Origin of the sequence: Mesorhizobium hawassense, assembly GCF_003289945.1 — a bacterium.
Lineage (GTDB): Bacteria > Pseudomonadota > Alphaproteobacteria > Rhizobiales > Rhizobiaceae > Mesorhizobium > Mesorhizobium hawassense.
On record NZ_QMBP01000002.1, the window covers coordinates 56,908 to 79,519 of the forward strand.

Sequence of the window (22,612 nt, forward strand, 5' to 3'; positions counted from 1 at the left end):
TTTCGCGCCCCGCCTCTTGAAAAGGCGCGCCAAGAAAGAAGCGCTGGTGGATGATGTTCTGAAATGGACCGCTTGCGGTTCTCGGGTGCCTCGAATTTCAAGCAATCGGAAAATGGCAAGCAACACGATGCACGGCGTCGACAGTGCTCAATTCTGGCGCGTCCCTGCCGCACCGGGGCATCGCTCTGGGGCATCGTGTGTGAAACCGACAGCCGGAGGGTGGACCCGATTGGCTTGCCACGTCACCTTTAAGGATGATGCGCGGCTTCCGACGCAGGGGATCAATTTCGCTGGTCGCAGATAGTAGTGCGGCGGTGTAAGGATGTGAGGGCTTGGCGAAGATGCTTCGCGTCGCCCCCTCTTCCACGATCTTGCCCAAATACATCACTGCTAAGCGGTTGGTCGTACGCGCCACGACATTCAGGTTGTGGCTGATAAAAAGCGTTCCAAGACCCAGCGTTTTTTGCAACGACGACATTAGATTGAGAAAATCACCCTGGACAGAAACGTCGAGCCCGGCTGTCGGCTCGTCCGCAATCAAGAAGCGAGGATGGAGTACAAGTGCTCGGGCTATTGCAACACGTCGAGCCTGACCGCCACTGATTTGATGCGGGTATTTTCCTGTCAAGTCGAACGGGAGGCCGAGGGCTTCGAGCAATTGTCGGATACGCGACGTTTCATCCAGCATTCCGTGAACCCTGAGAGGTTCGGCGAGGAGCTGTCCTATTCGAACACGCGGCGATAACGAGGCGGCGGGATCCTGAAAGATCATTTGGACGCGTGGAGGAAGCCATCGTCTGCGCTCCGGAGCAGTCATGGTGACAAGATCGCGGCCATCGACAACGACCGATCCGCTTTTGATTGGCGTAAGGCCCATTATCGCCCTGGCGAGTGTGGTCTTGCCTGATCCACTTTCTCCAACCAGACCCGTCGTTGTGCCGGCAACAAGGTCGAGACTCGCTCCCGCGACCGCAACTACTAAACCGTGTCGCACGACCAGACCGCGCGCCTTTATGACTTGTGCGTCTGTCATTGTGGATGCCAACAAGCTGCGAGGTGATTTTGGCCTGCGGTGACGAGCGGCGGCGCAATTTGCCTGCAGATTTGAGACGCGTGCAGACAGCGTGAGGCAAATACGCATCCGGCTGGGAGAGAGGACAGATCGGGCAAGCCGCCGGGTATGGACACCATTGCCTCGTCAGATTGGTCGTCAGACCTCGGTTCGCATGCAATCAGGGCCCGGGTGTAGGGGTGTCGCGGCGCGTTGAAAAGTTCGGCGACATCTGCCCGCTCTACAATCGCGCCGGCATAAAGGACGACGACCTCATCGCATAGTTCCGAAACCAACCCAAGACTGTGCGAGACGAAGAGCGTCGCCCCATCCAATGTGTCCCTCGAGGCTCGAAAAAGCTCAGCGATTTGAGCCTCGATAGTTGCATCTAGAGCGGTCGTCGGCTCATCCGCTACGAGGAGATCCGGTTCAACGAGCAAGGCCATCGCGATCATTACGCGTTGACGCATACCCCCGCTCAACTCGTGGGGATAACAACTTAGCCGCTTTTCCGGATCAGCTATGCCAACCTTTGTCAGCATCTCGGCCGCCCGCTTGCGCAACTCTCGAATCAAATGATTTGGGAAACGCGCGCGTTGGGCGTCAACCATTTGAGTGCCAATCGTCATGACCGGATGAAGTGCATTCATCGGATCCTGAAAGACCATTGCGAGAGCGCGCCCTCGCAACGCGATCGGATCAACCACTTTCCCCTTGAGAATAATATCGCCTTTTTCTTTCACCGCATTCTTCGGCAAAAGGCCCATCATTGCGTTAGCCAGCGTAGACTTTCCGCTACCACTTTCACCTACGACGCCCATGATCGCCTTTGGCTGCAATGACAGATCAATATTTCTCAGCACCGAGAACCGCTCCCCATGCTTGTCGACAAACGACACGCTGAGGTCCCTGACTTCGATAAGTGCAGAACGCTGTGCATCCGTCTTCGCAGGTTCGGGATCCCTTGATTTCAAACTGCTGCTCATCTTAACTATCCTCGTGCCTCAACGGATCAATCACCGCCTGCAGGGCTTCGCCAAACAAAGTGAACCCGAGCGTAGCGAGCGACAGAGCGCCGGCGGAAACCACCACCGGCCACGCGGCTTGGTTGAGGTTGAGAAACCCGTCGTAAAGCATGCTCCCCCAACTCGCGAGCGGTGGCCGCACGCCCAAGCCTAGAAAACTTAGCCCCGCTTCCAGCGTGATTACCGTGGGAACATTCATACTGGCCAAAACGATGAGAGGACCAATGATGTTAGGAAGAAGGTGATGGAATAGAATTCGAGTGGGGGACGCACCAATGATGACCTCCGCCTCCAGGAACGAACGGTGCCGCAACGCTAAAGCCTGAGCTCGCGCCACCCTTCCAAACTGGGGCACGAAGACCACCGTCACCACTACGATCAAGTTGGTAACACCTGGGCCCAACACCGCGACGAATGCCAGTGCGAGAATGACGGTGGGGTATGAGCTCACTAAGTCGAACACAACTAGGATGGCTCGCTCAAGCAGTGGCGGCGAGTATGCCGCGCCCACACCAAGCAATGCCCCGATCATGAGGGCCAATCCTGTAACAGCGACACTGACGCCCAATGCGATGCGCGCACCGTACAGCACACGCGATAGCAGATCGCGGCCGAGATGATCTGTACCAAGCCAATGGCTTGGTGAAGGAGGCGAAAAGCGAATTGCTACATTTATAGCGCTGGGCAGATATGGCGCTAACAAGGGTGCCAAAATCGCGCAGATGCTCAGAGCAATCACGATTGCGAGTCCCACGCGGCCGGTCGGGCTTGCCCAGATAGATGCCAGTCCGTCCATTATTGATCACCGTGCCGAAAGAACCGTTCGCGGATGCGCGGGTCCAGCCAAGCATAAATGAGATCTACGACTGCGTTTGTCACCACGAATAGAACCACGACGACAAACACACCAGCTTGTACAACTGGATAATTTCGATCACGCAAGGCAGAGTTTATAAGCGCACCAAGTCCTGGCCGCCCAAATATGGTCTCGACAAAAACCGACTTTCCAATCAGGTCACCAATGCCGACGCCAAGTATCGACACTACTGGGATAATTGCGACTTTCAGCGCATATTTGTACAGGACAGTTCGATTAGACAGTCCGTATGCCCTCGCGGTTCGAATATATGCCTGTCCAAGTACGTCAAGGAGGGACGCACGGACTTGCCTTGCAATATAACCGATCCAACCAAAAGACACGGCAACGACAGGGAGAATGAGGTGATGAAGGCGGCTCAAGAAGCCCTCTCCCTCGCCGCCGCCCAGCACTGGCGTCCAGCCAAGGCGAACTGAGAATACGAGCAGCAACAAGATCGCGATTACAAAGCTGGGTGTCGAAATCAATCCGACTGCGATGAACGCCGTGCATCGATCAACAACACCTCCCGGTTTCTCGGCGGCGTGTACTCCCAATGGAAGGCCGAGCCCGATCGAAACGACGATTGCCCCGAAGGCAAGCATGAGCGTGTTTGGGACGGCGCGAAGGACCGTTCCCGTGACTGGGTGGCCGGAAATCGCGTCCGTGCCCAGATTACCTTGTGCTGCATTCCAGAGAAATCTGGCCACCCGCTGATACGCGGGAAGATCAAGCCCCATTGAATGACGCAGTGCTGACACTGCGTCTGGCGTGGCTCTGGACCCGAGAAGCACCGAGGCAGCGTCGCCAGGAATCAGATCGGTAAGCATGACCAGAACGGCTACCGCCCCCACCAGAACTGCGATGAGGCTTGCAATCTGCCAGAGCATATATCGAAACATCAGAATACCCTGCTAAAAGGGCGCGACGAAACCTCATCGCGCTGGCATTGGCGATTCTCAGGGCGAGGTACCGCAAGCCCTACACGTTCATGGCACCGAGGCCGATCCTTGCCAGGTCCTGATCTCTTAGCCCGCTGACGTAGCCGCCAACCCCTATGCCCCCGACAATGATCCCATCAACCTTGATGACAATTCCTCCAGGGGCATAGGTGAGGTTTGGATCTCCAGTTTCGCTGATGCTGCGTCCTTGCCCGTGCAAGTGCTCGGCATGCACGACCGAGTCCATCCCCATGACGACAGCCGTGTAGGCCTTTCGGATCGCGTGCCGACGACTGTAGAGTCTCAGGTTATCCATCTTGGAAAATGCGACGAGATTTCCAGCATCGTCCACAATCGCCATTGCAACGGGCTCATGAGGGGTCTTCATCGCCTCATCAATCATGGCCTTCATCGCATTCTGAATTTGATCGAAACTCAAAACTGGAACGGTGCGCATACGGTCACTCCTCAACGAAAAATTCTCTTCTTTGTCATCCATATGCGCGCCGCGCGCCAATTTCGCTTGCGTACGCATTGTTGTGCGAATGATCTCGATTTTCGCGTCACATCGCGTCAACAGCTCGGCTATTCAGGAACCGTCCACATGTAGCGGCTGACCTGATGCTGCTCGAGCCTGTTTCGGACCCACTCTGCGACACTCGGAGATTCCCACTCAAAAAGTCCGCATCCAGAAAGGGCGCGACGTATTTGCGTAGATCTTCCCAGATATTCAAAGACAACGTTACCCGCAGAGGGGGCGCGGCTCCGCTTGCCTGCGACATTGGTTTGTATTCCGACAAGAATATCAACCCTCCCACGGAAAGCTCCGTATAATACTGTCGATGTAATAACATCCTTTCCAGTCGGATCATATTCGCACAGATACAGTCTGTCATCAACAAGTATTGGCACACCTAGATATCGATATCTAACTCGCAATTTTCTTCCACCATCATCTACTTCATATCGCGATATGCTATTCGTATAATGATTCACACCAGACTTTCCGATGTAGAATAACGCCTTAACGATATGGTCCGGACGCGCTCCAGAGCAATAATATCGATAGTAGTATCCCTCATATTGCAGTAAGGCCTCCCGACCGCGCTCAAAGAGAGCGATGAGATGCGGCATGTAAGGGGCGTCTGCGTTCTGACGATATCGGTCGCGAGGCCGCATGTTGATCAGCTTTTTGAAAGCCTCCTCCGGCAACCGGATCTCGTCCTCATCGACTCCGAAAAAATCGCAGATGCGGTGCATATTGTGCTGGGAGGGATACGCGTCGCCGCTGAGATATTTATTGAACTGCTGCCGGTTGATGTTGAGGCGCCTGCAAACCTCGGAGATGGAGGAGTAGTATGTGCAAACGACCCGCAAATTATGTGGAAAATTGCTCATGGACGATCGAAACCCAGTCATCGAATTTTGCGCATTGTGACGCGCCTATGGCGCAATGTCACTGCGAAAGTGCGGCAATGGCGAAATTGTGGTGCCTGTCGGCGGAGTGCATTCTCCGTATCACCAATTGCGCAATGCACCGAGGAGCACGGATAATGTTTCTGACAATCAATCAATGCTCAAGCACCGAACCGCGACCGCGTCCATTTGTGCTGGGGATCGGGGGGACCACCCGACCGAACTCCACCAGTGAAAGCGCTTTGCGGCGCGCATTATCCCTTGCGGAGGAGGCCGGAGCAACCACCGAGATGTTTCCCGGCCAGTTGCTCTCGTTGCCACTCTACAATCCAAATTCACTCTATCGCACTAACGAGGCAGAGGCCCTGATCGACGCCCTGCGTCGTTCAGATGCAGTAATTTTCGCCTCACCGGCGTACCACGGCAGTATCTCCGGGCTGGTGAAGAACGCGATCGATTATATTGAAGATATGCGCGAGGACAATCGACCCTATCTGGCTGATCGGGCTGTTGGTGCGATCATTTCCGCATACGGAGACCAGGCCATAGGCTCGACGCTTAGCACCATGAGGAACATCACCCACTCGCTGCGCGGCTGGCCACTGCCAATAGGTGTCGGGATTAACGCTCTTCGCTGCACTTTCGACGAAGATTGTGAACCATCAGATGCCCACGTGGATAGTCAATTGCGTATAATGGCCCAACAAGCCGTCCGCTTTGCGCAAATGATCGCAAGCCAGAGGCTTTCACCGTCAAGCTGTATTTAGTTCACTTGCGGTGAACAACAAACCGCCTCTGCTCGGATGGACTTTAGCATCGGCATGATGAGCGCAGGCTCGCGGGCAGTCATCAGCGCCTGCGTCGATGGTGGCCAAGGGGCCGTGGCGCTGCTTGAACGTGTTCGGTAAACTGTCTCCCAGTACCCAGCTCGGCCATAACGAGGAGCTCAGCGATGCCGCGCTGATGGCCGTTTAACGCCCTACGTCCCGCAAAAAGTCTGCAAAACCCGCTCGTCCTCCCGCGGTGGCAAGGCGTAGTCTGACCGCTCAGGCTGCTCGTCGAACGGCCTGACGACCACGTCCAGCAATTCTTCGAACGGCCGGAAGTCGGCGCCCTCGACCGCCGCCTTGATCACCGCTTCGATGCGGTGGTTGCGCGGGATGTATCTTGGATTGGTCGACAGCATGACCTCCCGCCGCTCGGCGGGAAACGCCGACTCCTCGGCTAATCGCAGCCGCCAGCGCGTTGCCCAGTCGTCGAATTCCTTCGAATCCGCAAAGAGGCGGCGAACGCCGCTGTCGCCGGCTGTCCCCTCGATTTCTCTGGCCAGCCCCCGGAAGGTCAGTAGGAAATCGGCCCGGTTGCGCGCCATAATTCTCAGAAGATCGCCGATGAGCTGCAGGTCGCCTTCCTGCTCCGCGAGCAAACCGAGCTTGCGCCGCCAGCCGCGGTGGAATGTCTTGTCATGGGTGGCCTGGAACCTCTTGAGAGCCTCCTCAGCAAATCGCACGGCCTCGTCCTGATCCTCATGAATGATCGGCAGCAGGGTTTCCGCGAAGCGCGCAAGATTCCAGACGGCGATGCCTGGTTGGTTGGCATAGGCGTAGCGGCCCTGCCGGTCGATCGAGCTGAACACCTTTGCCGGGTCGTATTCATCCATGAACGCGCACGGACCGTAGTCGATCGTCTCGCCTGAGATCGTCATGTTGTCCGTGTTCATGACGCCGTGGATGAAGCCGACCAGCATCCAGCGTGCGACCAGATCGGCCTGGAGGGCAGTCACTCGCTCGAGAAGAGCGAGATACGGCTGGTCGCATTTGGCGAGGTCGGGGAAATGACGACCGATGGCGTGGTCGGCCAAAAGCCTGATCGCCTCCAGGTCTTCGCGGGCGGCGAAATACTGAAATGTGCCGATGCGGATGTGGCTGGCGGCGACGCGCGTCAGCACCGCGCCCGGCAGCGGCGTCTCGCGATAGACCGTCTCGCCGGTCAGAACGGCGGCAAGTGTGTGCGTGGTCGGGATCCCCAGCGCTGCCATGGCCTCGCTGACGACATATTCGCGCAGAACCGGCCCGACGGCGGCGCGTCCATCGCCGCCGCGCGAGAACAGCGTCCGCCCAGATCCCTTGAGCTGCAGGTCGCGCCGCTTGCCCAATGTGTCTATGATTTCGCCGACCAGCAACGCCCGGCCATCACCGAGCTGGGGTACGAAATTGCCGAACTGATGTCCGGCATAGGCCAGCGCGACCGGCTCTGCACCGGCCGGGAAACTGTTTCCGGCCAGCATGGCGATTCCGTCGGAGCTCTCCAGCCAATCGGCGCTGAGCCCAAGTTGCGCTGCCAGCGGACGGTTGATTCGGATCAACTTCGGCGCCGAAACAGTATTGGCTCCGGGCCGCGTGAAGAACCGGTCGGGCAGGTGTGAATAGCTATTGTCGAAGACCGGCGCAGCGACGTCCGCCTGCCTTCCCGACTGTCTCGCTGCCGTCGATTCCGCCATAGAAAACCTACTCGCCGAATGAGCTGCTGTGTCTTGAAAGTGACAGCGGCTACTGGTCTTGATCGTCTTTCCCTAACTCACCCGAATCCCGTCGGAACCCTAATACCAAGTCTCTGACCTTATCCGCGGACATCTCCGCATGGCTTGAAGGATGCGTCATCCGTTCCCAGGCGGTAGAGGTTGAAACTGATGATGTCGGTTCCAGCCAATTCTCGCGCAAACCGACTGTTCCTTGTGCGGGCGCGTTGCCATTTCTTCCGTACACAACGACGTCGTGCCGACCACGGGCAATGAGCCTGCGAGCGATGTTGCCGCCCATGCGGCCCAATCCGATCAATCCAACCTGCATCCGACGGGTCTCTACGTGATAGTGTCGCGCAACATCGCCCTGAGCTCCGACTATCCTTTGTCAAGAGTGCCGCCGATGCTCGATGAGCAATACCCATTGAAAGCAGCGCGGGACGAAATTTTCCAATAGCCGGTGTGCATAGTTTCCATGGCAGCAGGAAATGCGTCAGTCTCGTCTGGTGATCTGATTAGCCATTTGTGAAGCTTTACGCGTTCAGCCTGTCGCGTCATCAAGGTCTTGCATTCATGAACGATCGCTACAATTAACACTGGCGCGTTCACACGGGGAAATTCGCCATGAGGCGGCGACTACGCAGCCCCGCATGCCCGCTCGACGTCATCGCCATCGCCTTGTTCTACGTGCGATCCTGGTCGTGGGCTGAGGATCAAGCTCTCCTGGTCGACTCGAACAGGAACCATATACGGCGCTCTGCCTCGTCGATCCAATTTTCGATCAGGCTGGCGGTCGCGACGTCGCCATGCTCGTCGCAGACATTGTGGGTTTCTCGCAGGCACTGGGCGAGCACCAGATTGTCTTCGTTGAGTTCGGCCAGCATGTCTTCGGGCGAGACGAAATCCGCATCATTGTCCTCGATGTGCTGCAGCCTGGCGATATGGCCGATCGAGCGGATCGTCGTTCCACCGATCTTGCGGGCTCTTTCCGCGACGTCGTCCGTCATCGCCAAGATCTGGGCTGCCTGCTCGTCGAGGAGGAGGTGATAATCCCGGAAATGCGGGCCTGAGATGTGCCAGTGGAAATTCTTGGTTTTGACATAAAGCGCGAACACGTCTGCCAAAAGCCTGGTGAGTGCGGCGGCGATATGCTTCGTGGCGTTCGAGCCGAGATTGCTCGGCGTGCTCAATGGTCCGTCGCGTCGACTTTTTGCATCTTCTATACTCATTCTGACCTCTCCTTCGGGTTTGATGCACTCATATCGTTCGCCGAAGGATGGTAGTGCCCGCAAGAACGATGGCCGTATCTGTCAATGAGATAATGGCGTTTACCCCACCACCAGGAGGCGTGACGACCCCGATCACGTTCTTGCTTTTGCATATCGACAATCATCACTTTTCAATCTGACATAATGTTGCGCGTGTCGGCGCGGCACTGACATTTCGGTACGACGATGCGTTGGAAACTGACGTTGAAACGCCGGCAAGGGAAATCACCTCTCGCCATTGAGTCGATAGACAATCGTTATTGCGTTTGGCCGCGCGGCGTGATGCCGTCGCGTGCGCAGTCTTCTTGACGAACCAAAGGCTGTGACAGGCGCAGCACTATTTCCTACCGCCATGGAAACTATGCATACCGGCTATTGGAAAATTTCGTCCCGCGCTGCTTTCAATGGGTATTGCTCATCGAGCATCGGCGGCACTCTTGACAAAGGATAGTCGGAGCTCAGGGCGATGTTGCGCGACACTATCACGTAGAGACCCGTCGGATGCAGATTGGATTGATCGGATTGGGCCGCATGGGCGGCAACATCGCTCGCAGGCTCATTGCCCGTGGTCGGCACGACGTCGTTGTGTACGGCAGGAATGCGAACGAGGTCGAAACCCTCGGCCGAGAGGGAGCAACGGCAGGCTCGTCCCTCAAGGACTTGGTCGAACGACTCGCTGCGCCACGGACGATCTGGGTCATGTTGCCGGCCGGCCCTGTCACCGAGGATCACGTGTCCGAACTCGGCGATCTGCTCAGCAGCGGCGATACCATCATCGATGGCGGCAACACGTTCTGGCAGGACGATATTCGTCGAGCCGCCGAGCTGCGCGAGAAAGGTATCCACTACGTCGATGTCGGAACCAGCGGTGGTGTATGGGGGCTTGAGCGCGGATACTGCATGATGATCGGCGGCGACAAGGCCATCATCGACCGCCTGGACCCGATCTTCGCGACGCTAGCGCCCGGCATCGGCCAGATTCCGCAGACTGAAGGCCGTGATGGTCGCGACCCCCGAGTCGAGCAAGGCTACCTTCATGCCGGGCCAAGCGGCGCCGGCCATTTCGTGAAGATGGTCCACAATGGCATCGAGTATGGCCTGATGCAGGCTTACGCGGAAGGGTTCGATATCCTGAAGAATGCGAATATGGACGCGCTGCCCGAACGACATCGGTTCGATCTCAACGTCCCGGACATCGCCGAAGTGTGGAGGCGTGGAAGCGTCATCAGCTCGTGGCTGCTCGATCTGACCGCATCGGCACTTGCCAAGAGCGAAGCGCTGGAAACCTATTCCGGATTCGTCGATGACTCCGGCGAAGGCCGCTGGACCGTCAACGCGGCGATCGACGAGGCCGTCTCGGCGGATGTGATCACGGCTGCACTCTACGCGAGGTTTCGCTCGCGCAAGGATCATACCTTCGCGGAGAAAGTTCTTTCCGCAATGCGACATGGCTTTGGCGGTCATACCGAGCCTCCGTCGCCGGAACCCGTAGGGCAATCAAAAAATCATCCCACGAGTTCGTGACACGAGTGCGGATGCGTTTGCGGAACCCAAGATTCCGCCTCGTGCTTTGTTCGGAAAGCAACGAGGGATCTCGCGCAAGAAGTTTTGCATGGTTGGCGCGATGGGCGAGACAACGCCGGCCCGCCGTCGCGTTTTTCTCGCCTCTAGCGAGTGAAAATCGGACATGACAATCGAACGCTACAACCCCCGTACATCCGAGCCCAAATGGCAGAAGGCCTGGGACGCGGCGAAGCTCTTTGAGTCGAGGAGCGACGCACCGGGCGAGAAGTACTACGTGCTCGAGATGTTCCCGTATCCGTCGGGCCGCATCCACATGGGCCATGTCCGCAACTATGCGATGGGCGACGTGGTCGCGCGCTACAAGCACGCCAAGGGCTTCAACGTGCTGCATCCGATGGGCTGGGACGCCTTTGGTCTTCCCGCCGAGAACGCTGCGCGCGACAATCGCGTCAATCCGCGCGACTGGACCTATGCCAACATTGAGACGATGAAGGGTCAGTTGAAGACGATGGGCCTGTCGCTCGATTGGGCGCGCGAGTTCGCGACCTGCGACCCCTCCTACTACCGCCACCAGCAGAAAATGTTCCTGGACTTCTGGAAGGCCGGATTGGTCGAGCGGCGCAACGCCAAGGTTAATTGGGATCCGGTCGACATGACCGTGCTGGCGAACGAGCAGGTGATCGACGGCCGCGGCTGGCGCTCGGGCGCGCCGGTCGAGCAGCGCGACCTGACCCAGTGGTTCTTCAAGATCACCTCTATGGCGCAGGAGCTGCTCGATGGGCTGGAGGCGCTGCCGCGCTGGCCGGACAAGGTCAAGCTGATGCAGTCGAACTGGATTGGCCGTTCCGAGGGACTGCAGATTCGGTGGAAGCTGGACCCTGCTTCCGCGCCCGATGAGGAGAGCGAGTTGGAGGTCTACACCACCCGGCCCGACACGATCTTCGGCGCGTCGTTCATGGCGATCGCCGCCGATCATCGGCTAGCGAAAAAGGTAGCGGAAAAGAACCCGCAACTGGCGACCTTCATCAATGAGATCAAGCGATCCGGCACATCGGCGGCGGAAATCGAAACCGCCGAGAAGAGGGGCTTCGACACCGGCATCCGCGTGGTGCATCCCTTCGACCAGAACTGGACGCTGCCGGTCTATGTCGCCAACTTCGTGTTGATGGACTACGGCACCGGCGCGCTCTTAGGCTGCCCGTCCGGCGATCAGCGCGACCTCGACTTCGCCAACAAATACGATCTGCCGGTGGTGCCGGTGGTGATGCCGGAAGACGCCGACGCGGCGACGTTCCAGATCACCGAGGAAGCCTTCACCGACGACGGCGTAATGATCAATTCGCGTTTCCTCGATGGCATGACGACAGCGGAAGCGTTCAACGAAGTAGCCCAGCGCCTTTCCGGCGTGATCATGGGCGGCAGGCCGCGGGCGAGCCGGAAGGTGCAGTTCCGCCTGCGCGACTGGCTAATCTCGCGCCAGCGCTACTGGGGGTGCCCGATCCCGGTGGTCCATTGCGACGATTGCGGGGCGGTGGCGGTCACCGCCGACCAGTTGCCGGTGCGGCTGCCCGATGACGTGTCGTTCGACAGGCCGGGCAACCCGCTCGACCACCACCCGACGTGGAAGCACGTCGCCTGCCCGAACTGCGGGAAGGATGCGCGGCGCGATACCGACACGATGGATACGTTCGTGGACTCCTCGTGGTATTTCGCGCGTTTCACCGATCCGTGGAACGAGGCACAGCCCACCGACCTTGCCTATGTCGACGGCCCGATGGGCTGGCTGCCGGTCAACCAGTATATCGGCGGCATCGAGCATGCGATCCTGCATCTGCTCTATTCGCGCTTCTTCGCGCGGGCGATGAAGGTCACCGGGCATCTGAACAGCGTCGAGGAACCCTTCCAGGGCCTGTTCACCCAAGGCCTCGTCGTCCACGAGACCTACAGGCTGGACAACGGTGCCTGGGTCACGCCGGCGGAAGTCAAGGTCGAGGAGGCCAACGACAGGCGACGCGCCAGCATGATCAACTCAGGCGAGGACGTCACGATCGGCCCAATCGAGAAGATGTCGAAATCGAAGAAGAATGTCGTCGATCCCGACGACATCATCGCAAGCTACGGCGCCGACACAGCGCGCTGGTTCATGCTGTCGGATTCGCCGCCCGAGCGCGACGTCATCTGGACCGGGGCCGGCGTGGAAGGGGCGCACCGCTTCGTCCAGCGGGTGTGGCGGCTCGTCTCCGAGATCGCGCCGGCGATGGCCGGCGTTCGGCCAGCCCCTGCGCGCGTGGGCGATGCGGCTAAGGTCTCGAAGGCGACGCACAAGGCGGTGAAGGCAGTCGGCGAGGATATCGAGCGACTGGGCTTCAACAAGGCGGTCGCGCGCCTCTACGAGCTGGTCAACGTCCTGTCGTCTCAGGTGGCGGGCGCATCCAGTGCCGATGCCGCCCCCAGGGCAGCGCTGCGCGAGGCGGTCGAAGCGCTGGTGCGGATGATCGCGCCGATGGTGCCGCATCTGGCAGAGGAGTGCTGGGCGGCGCTGGGTGGCGATGGTCTAGTAGCGAATCTCCCCTGGCCGGACTTCGATCCCGCGCTCGTCGTCGACGACGAAATCGTGGTGCCCGTGCAGATCAACGGCAAGAAGTGCGGAGATATGACAATTGCCCGAGAGGCGGACCAAGCCGTCGTCGAAGAAGCGGCGCTAGCGCTCGATTTCGTCCGCAAGGCACTCAACGGCGCCCCGCCTCGTAGGGTGATCATCGTGCCTCGGCGCATCGTGAACGTCGTTCCCTAAACGGACGATAACGTAAGACACTGTTCGCTGACCGGAATGCCAGTGCTAAACCCATTCAAGCTACGCGAGCGAATTGCAAGGGGCTGATTTACAGCCGCCCGAGTTCCCTTAGTTCCCGCAAGGCTGCCGCATCGCGCGCGGTGACATCCGGAAATTCTAGATCGGACCCGACATCGTCGGTATAGCGCCAGGAGCGGGCACATCTTTTCCCCTTCGCTCTGTCGGAGACGACGGCGACACCCTTGACGTCCTCCAGCGAGAAAGCGCCGGACGGCGCTACCCCGGCTCGGATGTCGATGCCGCTGGTGATGCAGATCTCGGCCATATTGACGCCTTCGATCGCCGCGCAAAGGACGGGGTCGGCAACATAGACCACTGGAGCTGCCTCCAGCGACGACCCGATCCTCTTTTCCTTGCGTTCAATCTCCAACGCCCCGGTGACGACGCGGCGAACCTGCCGGATTTTACGCCACTTCTGCGACAATGCGTCGTTCCGCCATTCTTCTGGCAGTTCTGGAAACTGCTCGAGGTGCACTGAGACGGCATCCCGCTCGCGGTCGAGCCAGGCTTCTTCCATGGTGAAGGGCAGCATTGGGGCGAGCCACTTCACCACGCAGTCGAACAGGGCGCGCACGACCTCGATTGCAGCCTTGCGACGGGTGCTGGATGGCGCGTCGCAGTAGAGCGCGTCCTTGCGGATGTCGAAGTAGAATGCCGACAGCTCCACCACCATGAAATCGAGCAGAGCGCGGCTGATGTGCTTGAAGTCGAAGGCGTCGTAGCCCTTACGCACCAGCTCGTCGAGCTCGGCTATGCGATGCAGCATCAGGCGCTCCAGCTCCGGCATCTGGGCCAGCGGTACATCCTCGCCCTCGTCATGCGCGAGCGTGCCCAGCATCCAGCGGATGGTGTTCCTGAGCTTGCGGTAAGCGTCGATGTTGGTCTGGATGACGTTCCTGCCCAGCCGCTGTTCCTCCCGATAGTCCGTGGTCATCACCCACAGCCGCAGGATATCGGCGCCGGACTGCTTCATCACATCCTGAGGCGCGATCGTGTTACCAAGCGACTTCGACATCTTACGGCCCTCCTCATCCACGGTGAAGCCGTGGGTGATGACAGAGTCGTAGGGTGCCCGTCCACGCGTGCCACAGCTTTCGAGCAGTGATGACTGAAACCAGCCGCGATGCTGATCGGAGCCTTCCAGATAGACATCGGCCGGCCATTTCAAATCCGGCCGATCTTCCAGTGCGTATGTGTGAGTAGAGCCGGAATCAAACCAGACGTCGAGGATGTCCATGACCTGCGTCCACTCGGCCGGGTCGCGGACATTGCCAAGGAAGCGCTCTTTGGCGCCGTCGGCGAACCATGCGTCCGCGCCCTGGGCCTCGAACGCCTCAAGGATGCGGGCGTTGACGGTGTCGTCCTTCAGCACCTCGCCATTCTCGTCGGCAAAGACGCAGATCGGCACACCCCAGGCGCGCTGGCGCGACAACACCCAGTCGGGCCGGTCCTCGATCATCGCACGCAGGCGCGCCTGGCCGGCAGCCGGCACGAAGCGGGTGGCATCGATGGCCTTGAGCGCGCGGCTGCGCAGCGTGGTGCCGTCGCCGAGCTCCTTGTCCATGTAGACGAACCATTGCGGCGTGTTGCGGAAAATCACCGGCTTCTTCGAGCGCCACGAATGCGGATACTGATGCTTCAGCCGCCCGCGGGCAAACAGCATTTTCGCCGCGATGAGCGCCCCGATGACGGTCTCGTTGGCGTCGCCCTTTTTGCCATTGTCGTCTATGACGCGCGCGGCGCCACCCTCACGATCCGGGCCGAAGCCCGGCGCATCGTTGGTGAAGAAGCCGGCATCGTCGAGGGTGAACGGAATGTCGATGTCGATGCCACGCGCAGCAAGCTCCCTGGCCGCCTCCATCCACGCGTCAAAGTCCTCGCGGCCATGGCCCGGCGCGGTGTGCACGAAACCCGTGCCGGCATCGTCGGTGACGTGATGGCCGGGCAGCATGGGGACGACGAAATCATAGCCGCCGCCAAGCCCCTTGAGGGGATGGGCGAGCGTCATCGATGCAAGCTCTTTGGCCTTCACCTCGCGCAAGCGTTTGTATTGCAGCTTGGTCTTGGCGAACGATTCCTCGGCCAGTGCATCCGCTAAGATCAGCTTTTCGCCACGCTGCGGGCCAAAATCGTTTTCTGTAGCCGTGACCTCGTAGAGACCATAGGAGATGCGCAGTGAATAGGAGACTGCACGGTTGCCGGGAATGGTCCAGGGCGTCGTCGTCCAGATGACGACAAAGGCCTTCGCCAACTCGCTATTGCTCTGATCGTGTTCAGCGCGCGTGGTCTCGGGCTCGAGGTGAGTGACCATGTTGGCAAGATCTACCGGAAACTTCACCCAAACCGTATCGCTCTCGTAGTCATGATACTCGACTTCGGCTTCGGCCAGTGCCGTGCGCTCGACCACGCTCCACATCACCGGCTTGGAACCGCGATAGAGCTGCCCGAACATGGCGAACTTCAGAAGTTCGCCGGCGATCCGCGCCTCGGCATGGAAAGCCATGGTCGTATAGGGATTGTCGAAGTCGCCCTCGACGCCGAGGCGCTTGAACTCCACCGACTGCACGTCGATCCAGTGCTGGGCGAATTCGCGGCACTCCTTGCGAAACTCGAGGACTGGCACCTCGTCCTTGTTCTTGCCTTTGGCGCGATACTGCTGCTCGATCTTCCATTCGATCGGCAGGCCGTGGCAGTCCCAGCCGGGCACATAGTTGGAGTCGTAGCCGCGCATTTGGAAGGAGCGCGTGATGACGTCCTTGAGGATCTTGTTAAGGGCATGGCCGATATGGATGTTGCCGTTTGCGTAGGGCGGGCCGTCATGCAGAACGTAGAGCGGCCGGCCAGCAGAGGTCTCCCGTAGACGCTCGTAAAGCTTCATCTCCTGCCAGCGCTTGACCAGCAACGGCTCCTTGTCCGGCAGGCCCGCGCGCATCGGAAACTCCGTCTGCGGCAGATAGAGGGTCTTGGAATAGTCGATCTTCTCAGTGGCCTTGGTCATTGCTCCGCCACGACAGGTGAAACGCTGCTTGATTGCAATTTGAGTTGGCGCCCCTCAATGGACGTTCTGTTTCGTCCAGCGATTCGGCGTGTGGAGCCGCGGGGGGATCCATAAGCTCTTTCGGCCAACTCAAGCAGTCCGCCAACTCGCGCATGCAGCTTTTGTTGTCTTCTCATCATGCAGGATAGCTTCAGTGATACGCACCGCGAATCCACAATCTGTCGCCGTTCGTCCAGAGACGGAACTCACCCCATGAGCCCGAGCATGTTTATGCTTCGCTCGACGATTTTGCGTTCCAGAGGATGATCGCGCCGATAGTTCTGGCGCTCACGGAGGCCACGAGGATAGCGGTCTTGGCGGCCGCAAATTCGCTGGCGGAAGAAAAGGCCTGACCAGCGATGAAGAGCGACATGGTGAACCCGATGCCCGCGAGCGCCCCGGCACCCGCGTGTTGGCGCCAACTATAGGCTCCGAGTTTCTCGGCTATACCGGTCCGTACCGCGATCTTGGAAGCTCCGATGAGGCCGAGCGGTTTGCCCAGCATCAGCCTTGTCATGATCGCCAGTACAAGTAGACCGTGGCCATCAAGAGCGTCTGCGGAAAGGACGACGCCCGCATTCGCCAACGCAAAGGTTGGGAGCACGGGCGGGGGATAAGCAAGAAGAGAAATCTCCGTTTCCTGATCGTACTGACGGGCAGTCAGGATTGTGGGCAAAGACATGACCCACCCACCTACAGTACAAGCCACGCCGACCGTCGCCAGCCCATCGTTTGCTCATTGGATCAGGGAGCCGAACTGTCCAAGCCTCGGACCGGAGGCGTAACTTGGTTGAGAGCCCCTCCATTCTCGGCACGGCCTGGCAATGCCATAAGCGCCATCATTTCCGCGAGCGTCTCGCTCGTCACGAGACCGACCAGCTTCCCGGCGGCGTCCGTCACCCCCACAGTCGACGCGGAATTATCCTGCATTGCTCTGAAAGCATGCTCGAGGGTGGCACGACAGTCGACCGTCGGAGCAGGCACGGTCATGGCGTCGGCCACTCGCGCATCCGGCCCCACCTGTTTCCTCGCCCGAAGGATGTCGGTGCGATCCAGAATGCCGACGAAGCCTCCATTGCCGTCGACCACGGGAAACGCTCTTTGTGCGGTCCGCAATAGAGCCTCTATAGCGTCGTCGATGTGAGTATCCGGCAGGAGCGTGACGAACTGAGTCATCATCGCCTGGCGCACCGGCACGCCATGCGAGACCGCACGTAACGCGACCGAATGGGCTTCCGAGGAGGCAGCCAGATAAACGAAGATGGCGACGAAGACGAGTATCGGATTGTGGAAGAGCCCGATGAAGCCAAGTACGAAGGCGATGAATTGGCCGATCGAAGCGGCGCGTTCGGTCGCCCGCACGAAGCCCATACGGCTTGCAAGAGCCGAACGTAGCACGCGGCCGCCATCCATGGGGAAGGCGGGAATAAGATTAAAGAGCGCGAGAAAGAGATTCACTGTAGCAAGCCGATCCACTATTGGAACCTGCATGTCGTCGATACCCATAGCGGCAGTTGCGCCCAGATGTGCATGGGCAAAGACGATCAACGCAGCGGCGATGGCCACGTTCACGGCTGGACCTGCAATCGCTATGAGCAATTCCTCCCAAGGCTCCTCCGGAATACGTTCGAGCTGCGCGACACCGCCTATTGGCAACAGCGTCACGTAGGGCGTCGGCACACCGAAAGCCTGGGCGGTAAAGATGTGCCCGAACTCGTGCAGCAGTACGCACAAGAACAGTAGCACCACGAAGAGCAGCGTGGTCCACGCCGCGGCGGCGCCGTTCGACGCGTAGCTCGAGGCGAAGATCCACGCGAGAAACAGCACGAACGTGATGTGCAGTCGCACTACTGTGCCCGCTACCTTTCCGATGTTCAGTGACCAGGACACATAAGCCTCTTGTTGCTAGTTATGTCTGTCGTGATGGACAGGAATGTCCGGTACGAGTGAGGTTGGCAGACTTCCCGCGCATCTTCACGGGGCGGCCGGACCGCTCTCGCTGACTGCTCCAATAAACCTGTCGGTGTCGATGCTGAATCCGTCCTGTAGAACCACGCCGTCGGGGTCTATCGCCACGAACCACGGCGTGCCGCCGGTGCAGTAGTTTTCCATCGTCGTCGGATTGACGCCAAGCGGCGAGCGTCCCTCGTGGCCAAAGGGAATTCGCAGGCCGTACCGTTGCTGGTCTAAGGGCAGCTTATCTCGGGTGTTGACATAGGTGCCCTCGAACGCGGTCTGGACGGCTGCAAAGCCGACGTTCTTGGTGCTGGGATTTTGAACCAGCGCCTGGAGAGTCGGGAATCCGGTCGAATGGCAGCCGTCGCACCAATGTTGATAGAAAAACAGTAGTCTATAACGCGCACCGAGCTCCTCCAAGGTAAGAGGCGGTCGCTGCTTCCCGTCAGCATCGATCCAGTACGGAACAGTGAGTTCCGGGGCAGCTCGTTCTGCAATGGTCTGGATCATGTCGTTGTTTGCAATCCTGATTGCACGCCCCCTCTGCAGTCGGTGTTATTGCCGTGAAATTCGCCGGTAAAGGTATGATTTCAATAACCGCATGTAATGCCGCAGCCGGGGTGATCGTAGCGTGAAGAGACCGCTGGCGCCGGCCGAGTGTGCCGCTCGAGTGAATGCACGTGAAATAGGCGCCTCACTCTCGCCGCAGGACCCAGGCGGACCTCGCCGTTTCAGCAAAAGCCGGCGTCCGCTGGCAGACGTTTTTAATTTCAACGGAGTTGAACTCAATCCTCAACTCATTGTGGCCCGCCACCCGTTGGCTCCGGAATTGACGTTCAATTCTACCTATCTACTCCCTCGGCCCCATCGTCGATGTGATCGCGTGGGAATGGATTCGATAACAGTCGGATATTTCCCAGCGAGAGGCTGCTGACGTAGCGTCTGCAAAGACTCACAGGAGTTTCGGATGAGTTTAAAAGTAGCTGATGTCGTGGACGCGGTTTCGCAGCTCGTCGACCAGGGTTACGAACGCAAGTTTCGTATAAAGGATGGTCACCTTTTCGACCTGGCACGTAGTTCGGTGCTGGACACGAAGGACATCCACGTGGACACCGCCCTCCGGTTGGCAAGCGGGAGAGATGGCGAGGATGCCTCCAATATCTATGCCATTTCGGATCTGAAGTCGCACCGCAAGGGATTGCTCGTCGACGCGTACGACATTTTCGACGAGATCTGCGACCGGGGATTGGCCGATCGGCTGGCGGAGAACCGCAAAGCCGAGTTTGTCGAAGGTAGTGATGTCCCGAGCCGCTACGGCTTGCGCAAGGTCTACAAGCGCGAGTTCGACCGCGATCCAGAGCGCTACGTCCTGCGCATCGACTACCCGGACTTTCCGGAATGCCCCTTCGGCGAGTCATTCTCGATGCTCGGTTTCGATACGGCCGAGCAGACATATGTCTGGCTGGTGACGAGCATACTCCAGGATTCGCGGCTGAACCGAATTCCGTATCAGGGCGCGGATGTTCCCGACAACGAATGAATTACGTCCGCGACCATGGCCATGCTTCTAAAGCCGTGGTGGATAAGCCGGACCGAGCGGAACAAGAACCCTGAGGGAGTAAACGATGGACAAGAACGTCATCAAAGAGACGATGCTCTCGCTTGAGGCCGCCGCCTTTCAAAGTGCCCGCGAAAAATACTTCGAATATGTTGCTGACGCGCGGCTCGACCGCAGTGAGCCGATAGAGAACGATGAGCACGCACAGGCGGAGGTCGCCAGTGATTTTTCCGAAGCCCTGGACGATACGGTTCACGATCACAGCGACAAGCTCGATAAGCTTAGAAAGATCGACTTCGGGCCAAAAGCGAACGTCACCGAGGGAGCGCTCGTGCAGCTTTCCGGTCGCTACTTCATCATTGCGGTCTCCACGGCCAAGTTCACATGTGAGGGTCGGGAGATCATGGGGATTTCCACAATGGCTCCGATCTTCGAGGCAATCGAAGGAGCGCGAGCCGGCGAGACGGTGGTGTTCAAGGGGAGGAAGCTTGTGATCGAAGACATCGCATAGCGATGCTCACCGAATCTGCTGCGAACGAGAGAACCGCTTGGAAGAGGAATTTGAGGCGATCATATAGTCGGCGCAGGCCAATCCGGTCCTTGCGGTCCGTTTGGCCGAGCAAGGTCAGGAGGTTGCCCTTATTGAACGTGACCATCTCGAGGGAACCTGCGTACGAGCAGATGATGCAGTCGATACATTCATCCGACGGTAAGCGAGCTCATTTCATTCCCACGGTGTTGGCCGGCCTCAAACCACTCGGGTGATCGACTTGAACCGGGGTCAAGGTGTCCGGGCGGGGGCCGCGAAAAGAGCGTTGCCACGCTCTGAAGCGCGGAAGGAGGCGCAGCGTTGATCGGCAGCGTGCAGGAACGGCAGGAGTTCCCAAGTGTGGCGGCAGTGACCGACGCGCTTGGAAGGGTGCTCAATCACCAAGCCAATGCGTTGGACCTTGTCTCGCCGACGCCCGGGCGCGTCCTCTTCGGTGTAGCCGTCACAATCCGTTTCCTACCGCATTCGTGGGCCTCGGCGTTGCCGAGCAGCGCAAGCCACGCCAATGCAAAAACAGAGCTTTGACTGTATCATCAAAATCCCCTCGCAGCCGATCACATTAGAGATCGCTAATAATAGGCTGGAGTTCGCATTGATCGCCGCATAGGTCGGGCGGCGGCCTTTTACCAATTGCCTGTTCGCTTCTGCGCTACGCTCATGAGCGCGCGAGAGGCGGATCGATCGAAGCTGTCGGCGCAGGCCGCTTCGACGTCAAATTTTGTCAAGCCAACGTCGCGTAGGTGGAAATTGGACAGCCGGCCAAGCGAGCGCTCTATCTCGCGGCGGGTCCGCCACTCATGGACAACGGCCAGCAGGCGTTTGAACTGATCAAGAAGAGTTCCCGGTACGCACTGTACGGCCTGGCCCAATATTGCTTGTGCCGCGTTATGCCTGGTCATGGTGTCCTCAGTTGGTCGGGGTTGGTCGAAAGAAGATCACCATGACGTCAGAAGAGGGCCGGTTGCCAGGGCAGCTTCGGAAGCGTTCCGCTTCAGATTATGAACTGGCCTTAGCCCTCCTAAAGGCCTAGCTTGCTCAGAGGAGCGTTCAGTCATGACGCGACGGCCTTACGGATTGATCTGCCCGATCTCGCGGGCCTGCGAGTTCTTGGAGCCGCGCTGGACGATCCAAATCCTGACAGAGCTTTGGAACGGCTCGACCCGCTTCAACGACATTCGCAAGGGGGTAGGCAACATTTCGTCCGCCCTTTTGTCGAAGCGGCTCAAGGAGATGGAAGCGTTAGGCCTGGTCGAGCGGGTCGAGGACGAGGCGTCGGGCACCATCGCATATTTCCGCACCGAGAAGTCGATCAAGCTCGAGCCAGCGATGAACGCGCTGGCGGAATGGGCGCAATGCAACATCGAGGCGGAAGTCGCGCTCGCCGACGTGGATGTTTCCACCCTCATGTGGTTTGTGCGGCGAAAGATCGACCTCGCTGAACTGCCGCGGCGGCGTGCCGTCATCCGCTTCCATTTCCGCGAGGATCCCCCGCCAAAGTATCCTCATTATTGGCTTGTGGTCGAGCCAGGCGCGAACTTGCCCGAGCTATGCTCGCTCGACCCGCGACGGGATGTCGATCTCTACGTCGAGACCGGCGTTGTTTCGCTGGGGGCCATCCTGGAGGGCCGCTCAAGCATCGAGCGCGAGAAAGAAAGGGGCGGCCTTTTCCTCAGCGGCGACCCCGGCCTTGCCCGCAGCATGGACCGTTGGCTGCGAACCTCGGTCTATGCGGCACTCGAAGGAATCGTCCCGCTTCCTTGAAAACCATACTGAGGCTGCGGCCCGATAAAGAAAGGGTGTCGCGTCTCGGGACCAAGAAGTTGGCACCGGCCTTGCACTTAAGAGCTTGCCGATACCCCCTCACCCGGCCTCCTTATGGGATCAGGACGTAACTTCGTCGCGCTTGAGGCTTGGGGGCTCCGCCCGGCGAGTCCCCGCTCAGAATGGCCTGGCATGATTATTCATGCGGTGTTGACCGTGGACACTTCGGCTCAGACTAAGATAGCCATTCTTATGACGATGAGTCTGCAATAGCCCATCGACGAATTGCGGCGA

Annotated in this window: 21 protein-coding genes and 1 pseudogene; 8 read left to right on the plus strand and 14 right to left on the minus strand. The window is 59.0% G+C overall.

The annotated features are described in order from the left end of the window. Positions 1–97: 97 nt before the first annotated feature. The 6 genes from DPM33_RS04505 to DPM33_RS04530 form a co-directional block, all read right to left on the minus strand. The gene (locus tag DPM33_RS04505) at positions 98–1,033 is read right to left on the minus strand and encodes an oligopeptide/dipeptide ABC transporter ATP-binding protein (RefSeq protein ID WP_112096059.1); all 936 of its coding nucleotides are present in this window, start codon (positions 1,031–1,033) and stop codon (positions 98–100) included. After that, positions 1,030–2,037: an ABC transporter ATP-binding protein gene (locus DPM33_RS04510; protein WP_112096060.1), complete on the minus strand. Its 1,008-nt coding sequence runs from the start codon at positions 2,035–2,037 to the stop codon at positions 1,030–1,032. The genes DPM33_RS04505 and DPM33_RS04510 overlap by 4 nt, the downstream gene beginning before the upstream one ends. Before the next feature lies 1 nt (position 2,038). Then, positions 2,039–2,872, minus strand: coding sequence for an ABC transporter permease (locus DPM33_RS04515; protein ID WP_112096062.1), 834 nt, complete (start codon positions 2,870–2,872; stop codon positions 2,039–2,041). Further along, on the minus strand, positions 2,872–3,834 hold the full coding sequence (locus DPM33_RS04520) for an ABC transporter permease (protein WP_112096064.1): 963 nt from the start codon (positions 3,832–3,834) through the stop codon (positions 2,872–2,874). Before DPM33_RS04520 ends, DPM33_RS04515 begins: the two co-directional genes overlap by 1 nt. Before the next feature lie 79 nt (positions 3,835–3,913). After that, entirely contained in the window at positions 3,914–4,408 is a 495-nt protein-coding gene (locus DPM33_RS04525; protein WP_112096066.1) for a GlcG/HbpS family heme-binding protein, read from the minus strand. A 50-nt stretch (positions 4,409–4,458) separates the two neighbouring features. Further along, entirely contained in the window at positions 4,459–5,271 is an 813-nt protein-coding gene (locus tag DPM33_RS04530; RefSeq protein WP_167448956.1) for a helix-turn-helix domain-containing protein, read from the minus strand. 155 nt (positions 5,272–5,426) lie between these two features. Between DPM33_RS04530 and DPM33_RS04535 the strand changes: the two genes are divergently transcribed. Further along, a complete protein-coding gene (locus DPM33_RS04535; protein ID WP_112096713.1) occupies positions 5,427–6,056 on the plus strand; it encodes an NADPH-dependent FMN reductase in 630 nt (209 codons plus the stop codon). Between the two features lie 212 nt (positions 6,057–6,268). Here DPM33_RS04535 and DPM33_RS04540 read toward each other — a convergent pair whose 3' ends face one another. Next, a complete protein-coding gene (locus DPM33_RS04540; RefSeq protein ID WP_112096069.1) occupies positions 6,269–7,789 on the minus strand; it encodes a protein adenylyltransferase SelO in 1,521 nt (506 codons plus the stop codon). 235 nt (positions 7,790–8,024) lie between these two features. Beyond that, positions 8,025–8,096: pseudogene (locus DPM33_RS37710) on the minus strand (hypothetical protein); the annotation flags it as partial. On the opposite strand from DPM33_RS37710, the gene DPM33_RS37715 reads away from it, so the two are divergent. Next, positions 8,064–8,267 (plus strand): hypothetical protein, encoded by a 204-nt coding sequence (locus DPM33_RS37715; protein ID WP_167448947.1) that lies wholly within the window; start codon positions 8,064–8,066, stop codon positions 8,265–8,267. The pseudogene DPM33_RS37710 and the gene DPM33_RS37715 overlap by 33 nt on opposite strands. A 256-nt stretch (positions 8,268–8,523) precedes the next feature. Here DPM33_RS37715 and DPM33_RS04550 read toward each other — a convergent pair whose 3' ends face one another. Then, complete coding sequence (locus tag DPM33_RS04550; protein ID WP_112096072.1) at positions 8,524–9,039, minus strand: Dps family protein; 516 nt, start codon at positions 9,037–9,039, stop codon at positions 8,524–8,526. Positions 9,040–9,525: 486 nt separating this feature from the next. Here DPM33_RS04550 and gnd point away from each other — a divergent pair, with 486 nt between their 5' ends. Beyond that, entirely contained in the window at positions 9,526–10,602 is a 1,077-nt protein-coding gene (gene gnd / locus DPM33_RS04555) for a phosphogluconate dehydrogenase (NAD(+)-dependent, decarboxylating) (RefSeq protein ID WP_281004784.1), read from the plus strand. Positions 10,603–10,765: 163 nt separating this feature from the next. After that, positions 10,766–13,396 (plus strand): leucine--tRNA ligase, encoded by a 2,631-nt coding sequence (leuS, locus tag DPM33_RS04560; protein ID WP_112096076.1) that lies wholly within the window; start codon positions 10,766–10,768, stop codon positions 13,394–13,396. Positions 13,397–13,484: 88 nt separating this feature from the next. On the opposite strand, the gene ileS is transcribed toward leuS, so the two are convergent. From ileS to DPM33_RS04580, 4 genes are all read right to left on the minus strand, one after another. Continuing rightward, the gene (gene ileS, locus DPM33_RS04565; RefSeq protein ID WP_112096078.1) at positions 13,485–16,454 is read right to left on the minus strand and encodes an isoleucine--tRNA ligase; all 2,970 of its coding nucleotides are present in this window, start codon (positions 16,452–16,454) and stop codon (positions 13,485–13,487) included. A 268-nt stretch (positions 16,455–16,722) separates the two neighbouring features. Continuing rightward, on the minus strand, positions 16,723–17,202 hold the full coding sequence (locus tag DPM33_RS04570; protein ID WP_342634317.1) for a Na+/H+ antiporter NhaA: 480 nt from the start codon (positions 17,200–17,202) through the stop codon (positions 16,723–16,725). A 35-nt stretch (positions 17,203–17,237) separates the two neighbouring features. After that, positions 17,238–18,341, minus strand: coding sequence for a site-2 protease family protein (locus tag DPM33_RS04575; RefSeq protein WP_342634318.1), 1,104 nt, complete (start codon positions 18,339–18,341; stop codon positions 17,238–17,240). 126 nt (positions 18,342–18,467) lie between these two features. Continuing rightward, positions 18,468–18,959 carry a TlpA family protein disulfide reductase gene (locus tag DPM33_RS04580; RefSeq protein WP_112096084.1) on the minus strand — a complete coding sequence of 164 codons (492 nt, stop codon included), beginning with the start codon at positions 18,957–18,959 and terminating at the stop codon, positions 18,468–18,470. Positions 18,960–19,416: 457 nt separating this feature from the next. On the opposite strand from DPM33_RS04580, the gene DPM33_RS04585 reads away from it, so the two are divergent. From DPM33_RS04585 to DPM33_RS35755, 3 genes are all read left to right on the plus strand, one after another. Then, the gene (locus DPM33_RS04585) at positions 19,417–19,989 is read left to right on the plus strand and encodes a hypothetical protein (protein WP_112096086.1); all 573 of its coding nucleotides are present in this window, start codon (positions 19,417–19,419) and stop codon (positions 19,987–19,989) included. A gap of 85 nt (positions 19,990–20,074) precedes the next feature. Beyond that, complete coding sequence (locus tag DPM33_RS04590; RefSeq protein WP_112096088.1) at positions 20,075–20,518, plus strand: hypothetical protein; 444 nt, start codon at positions 20,075–20,077, stop codon at positions 20,516–20,518. 339 nt (positions 20,519–20,857) lie between these two features. Continuing rightward, entirely contained in the window at positions 20,858–21,082 is a 225-nt protein-coding gene (locus DPM33_RS35755; protein ID WP_146770202.1) for a hypothetical protein, read from the plus strand. Positions 21,083–21,180: 98 nt separating this feature from the next. On the opposite strand, the gene DPM33_RS04595 is transcribed toward DPM33_RS35755, so the two are convergent. After that, complete coding sequence (locus tag DPM33_RS04595; protein ID WP_112096089.1) at positions 21,181–21,456, minus strand: DUF1127 domain-containing protein; 276 nt, start codon at positions 21,454–21,456, stop codon at positions 21,181–21,183. Positions 21,457–21,610: 154 nt separating this feature from the next. On the opposite strand from DPM33_RS04595, the gene DPM33_RS04600 reads away from it, so the two are divergent. Continuing rightward, positions 21,611–22,318, plus strand: a complete 708-nt coding sequence (locus tag DPM33_RS04600; RefSeq protein ID WP_112096091.1) for a winged helix-turn-helix transcriptional regulator — start codon at positions 21,611–21,613, stop codon at positions 22,316–22,318. The last annotated feature ends 294 nt before the right edge of the window (positions 22,319–22,612 follow it).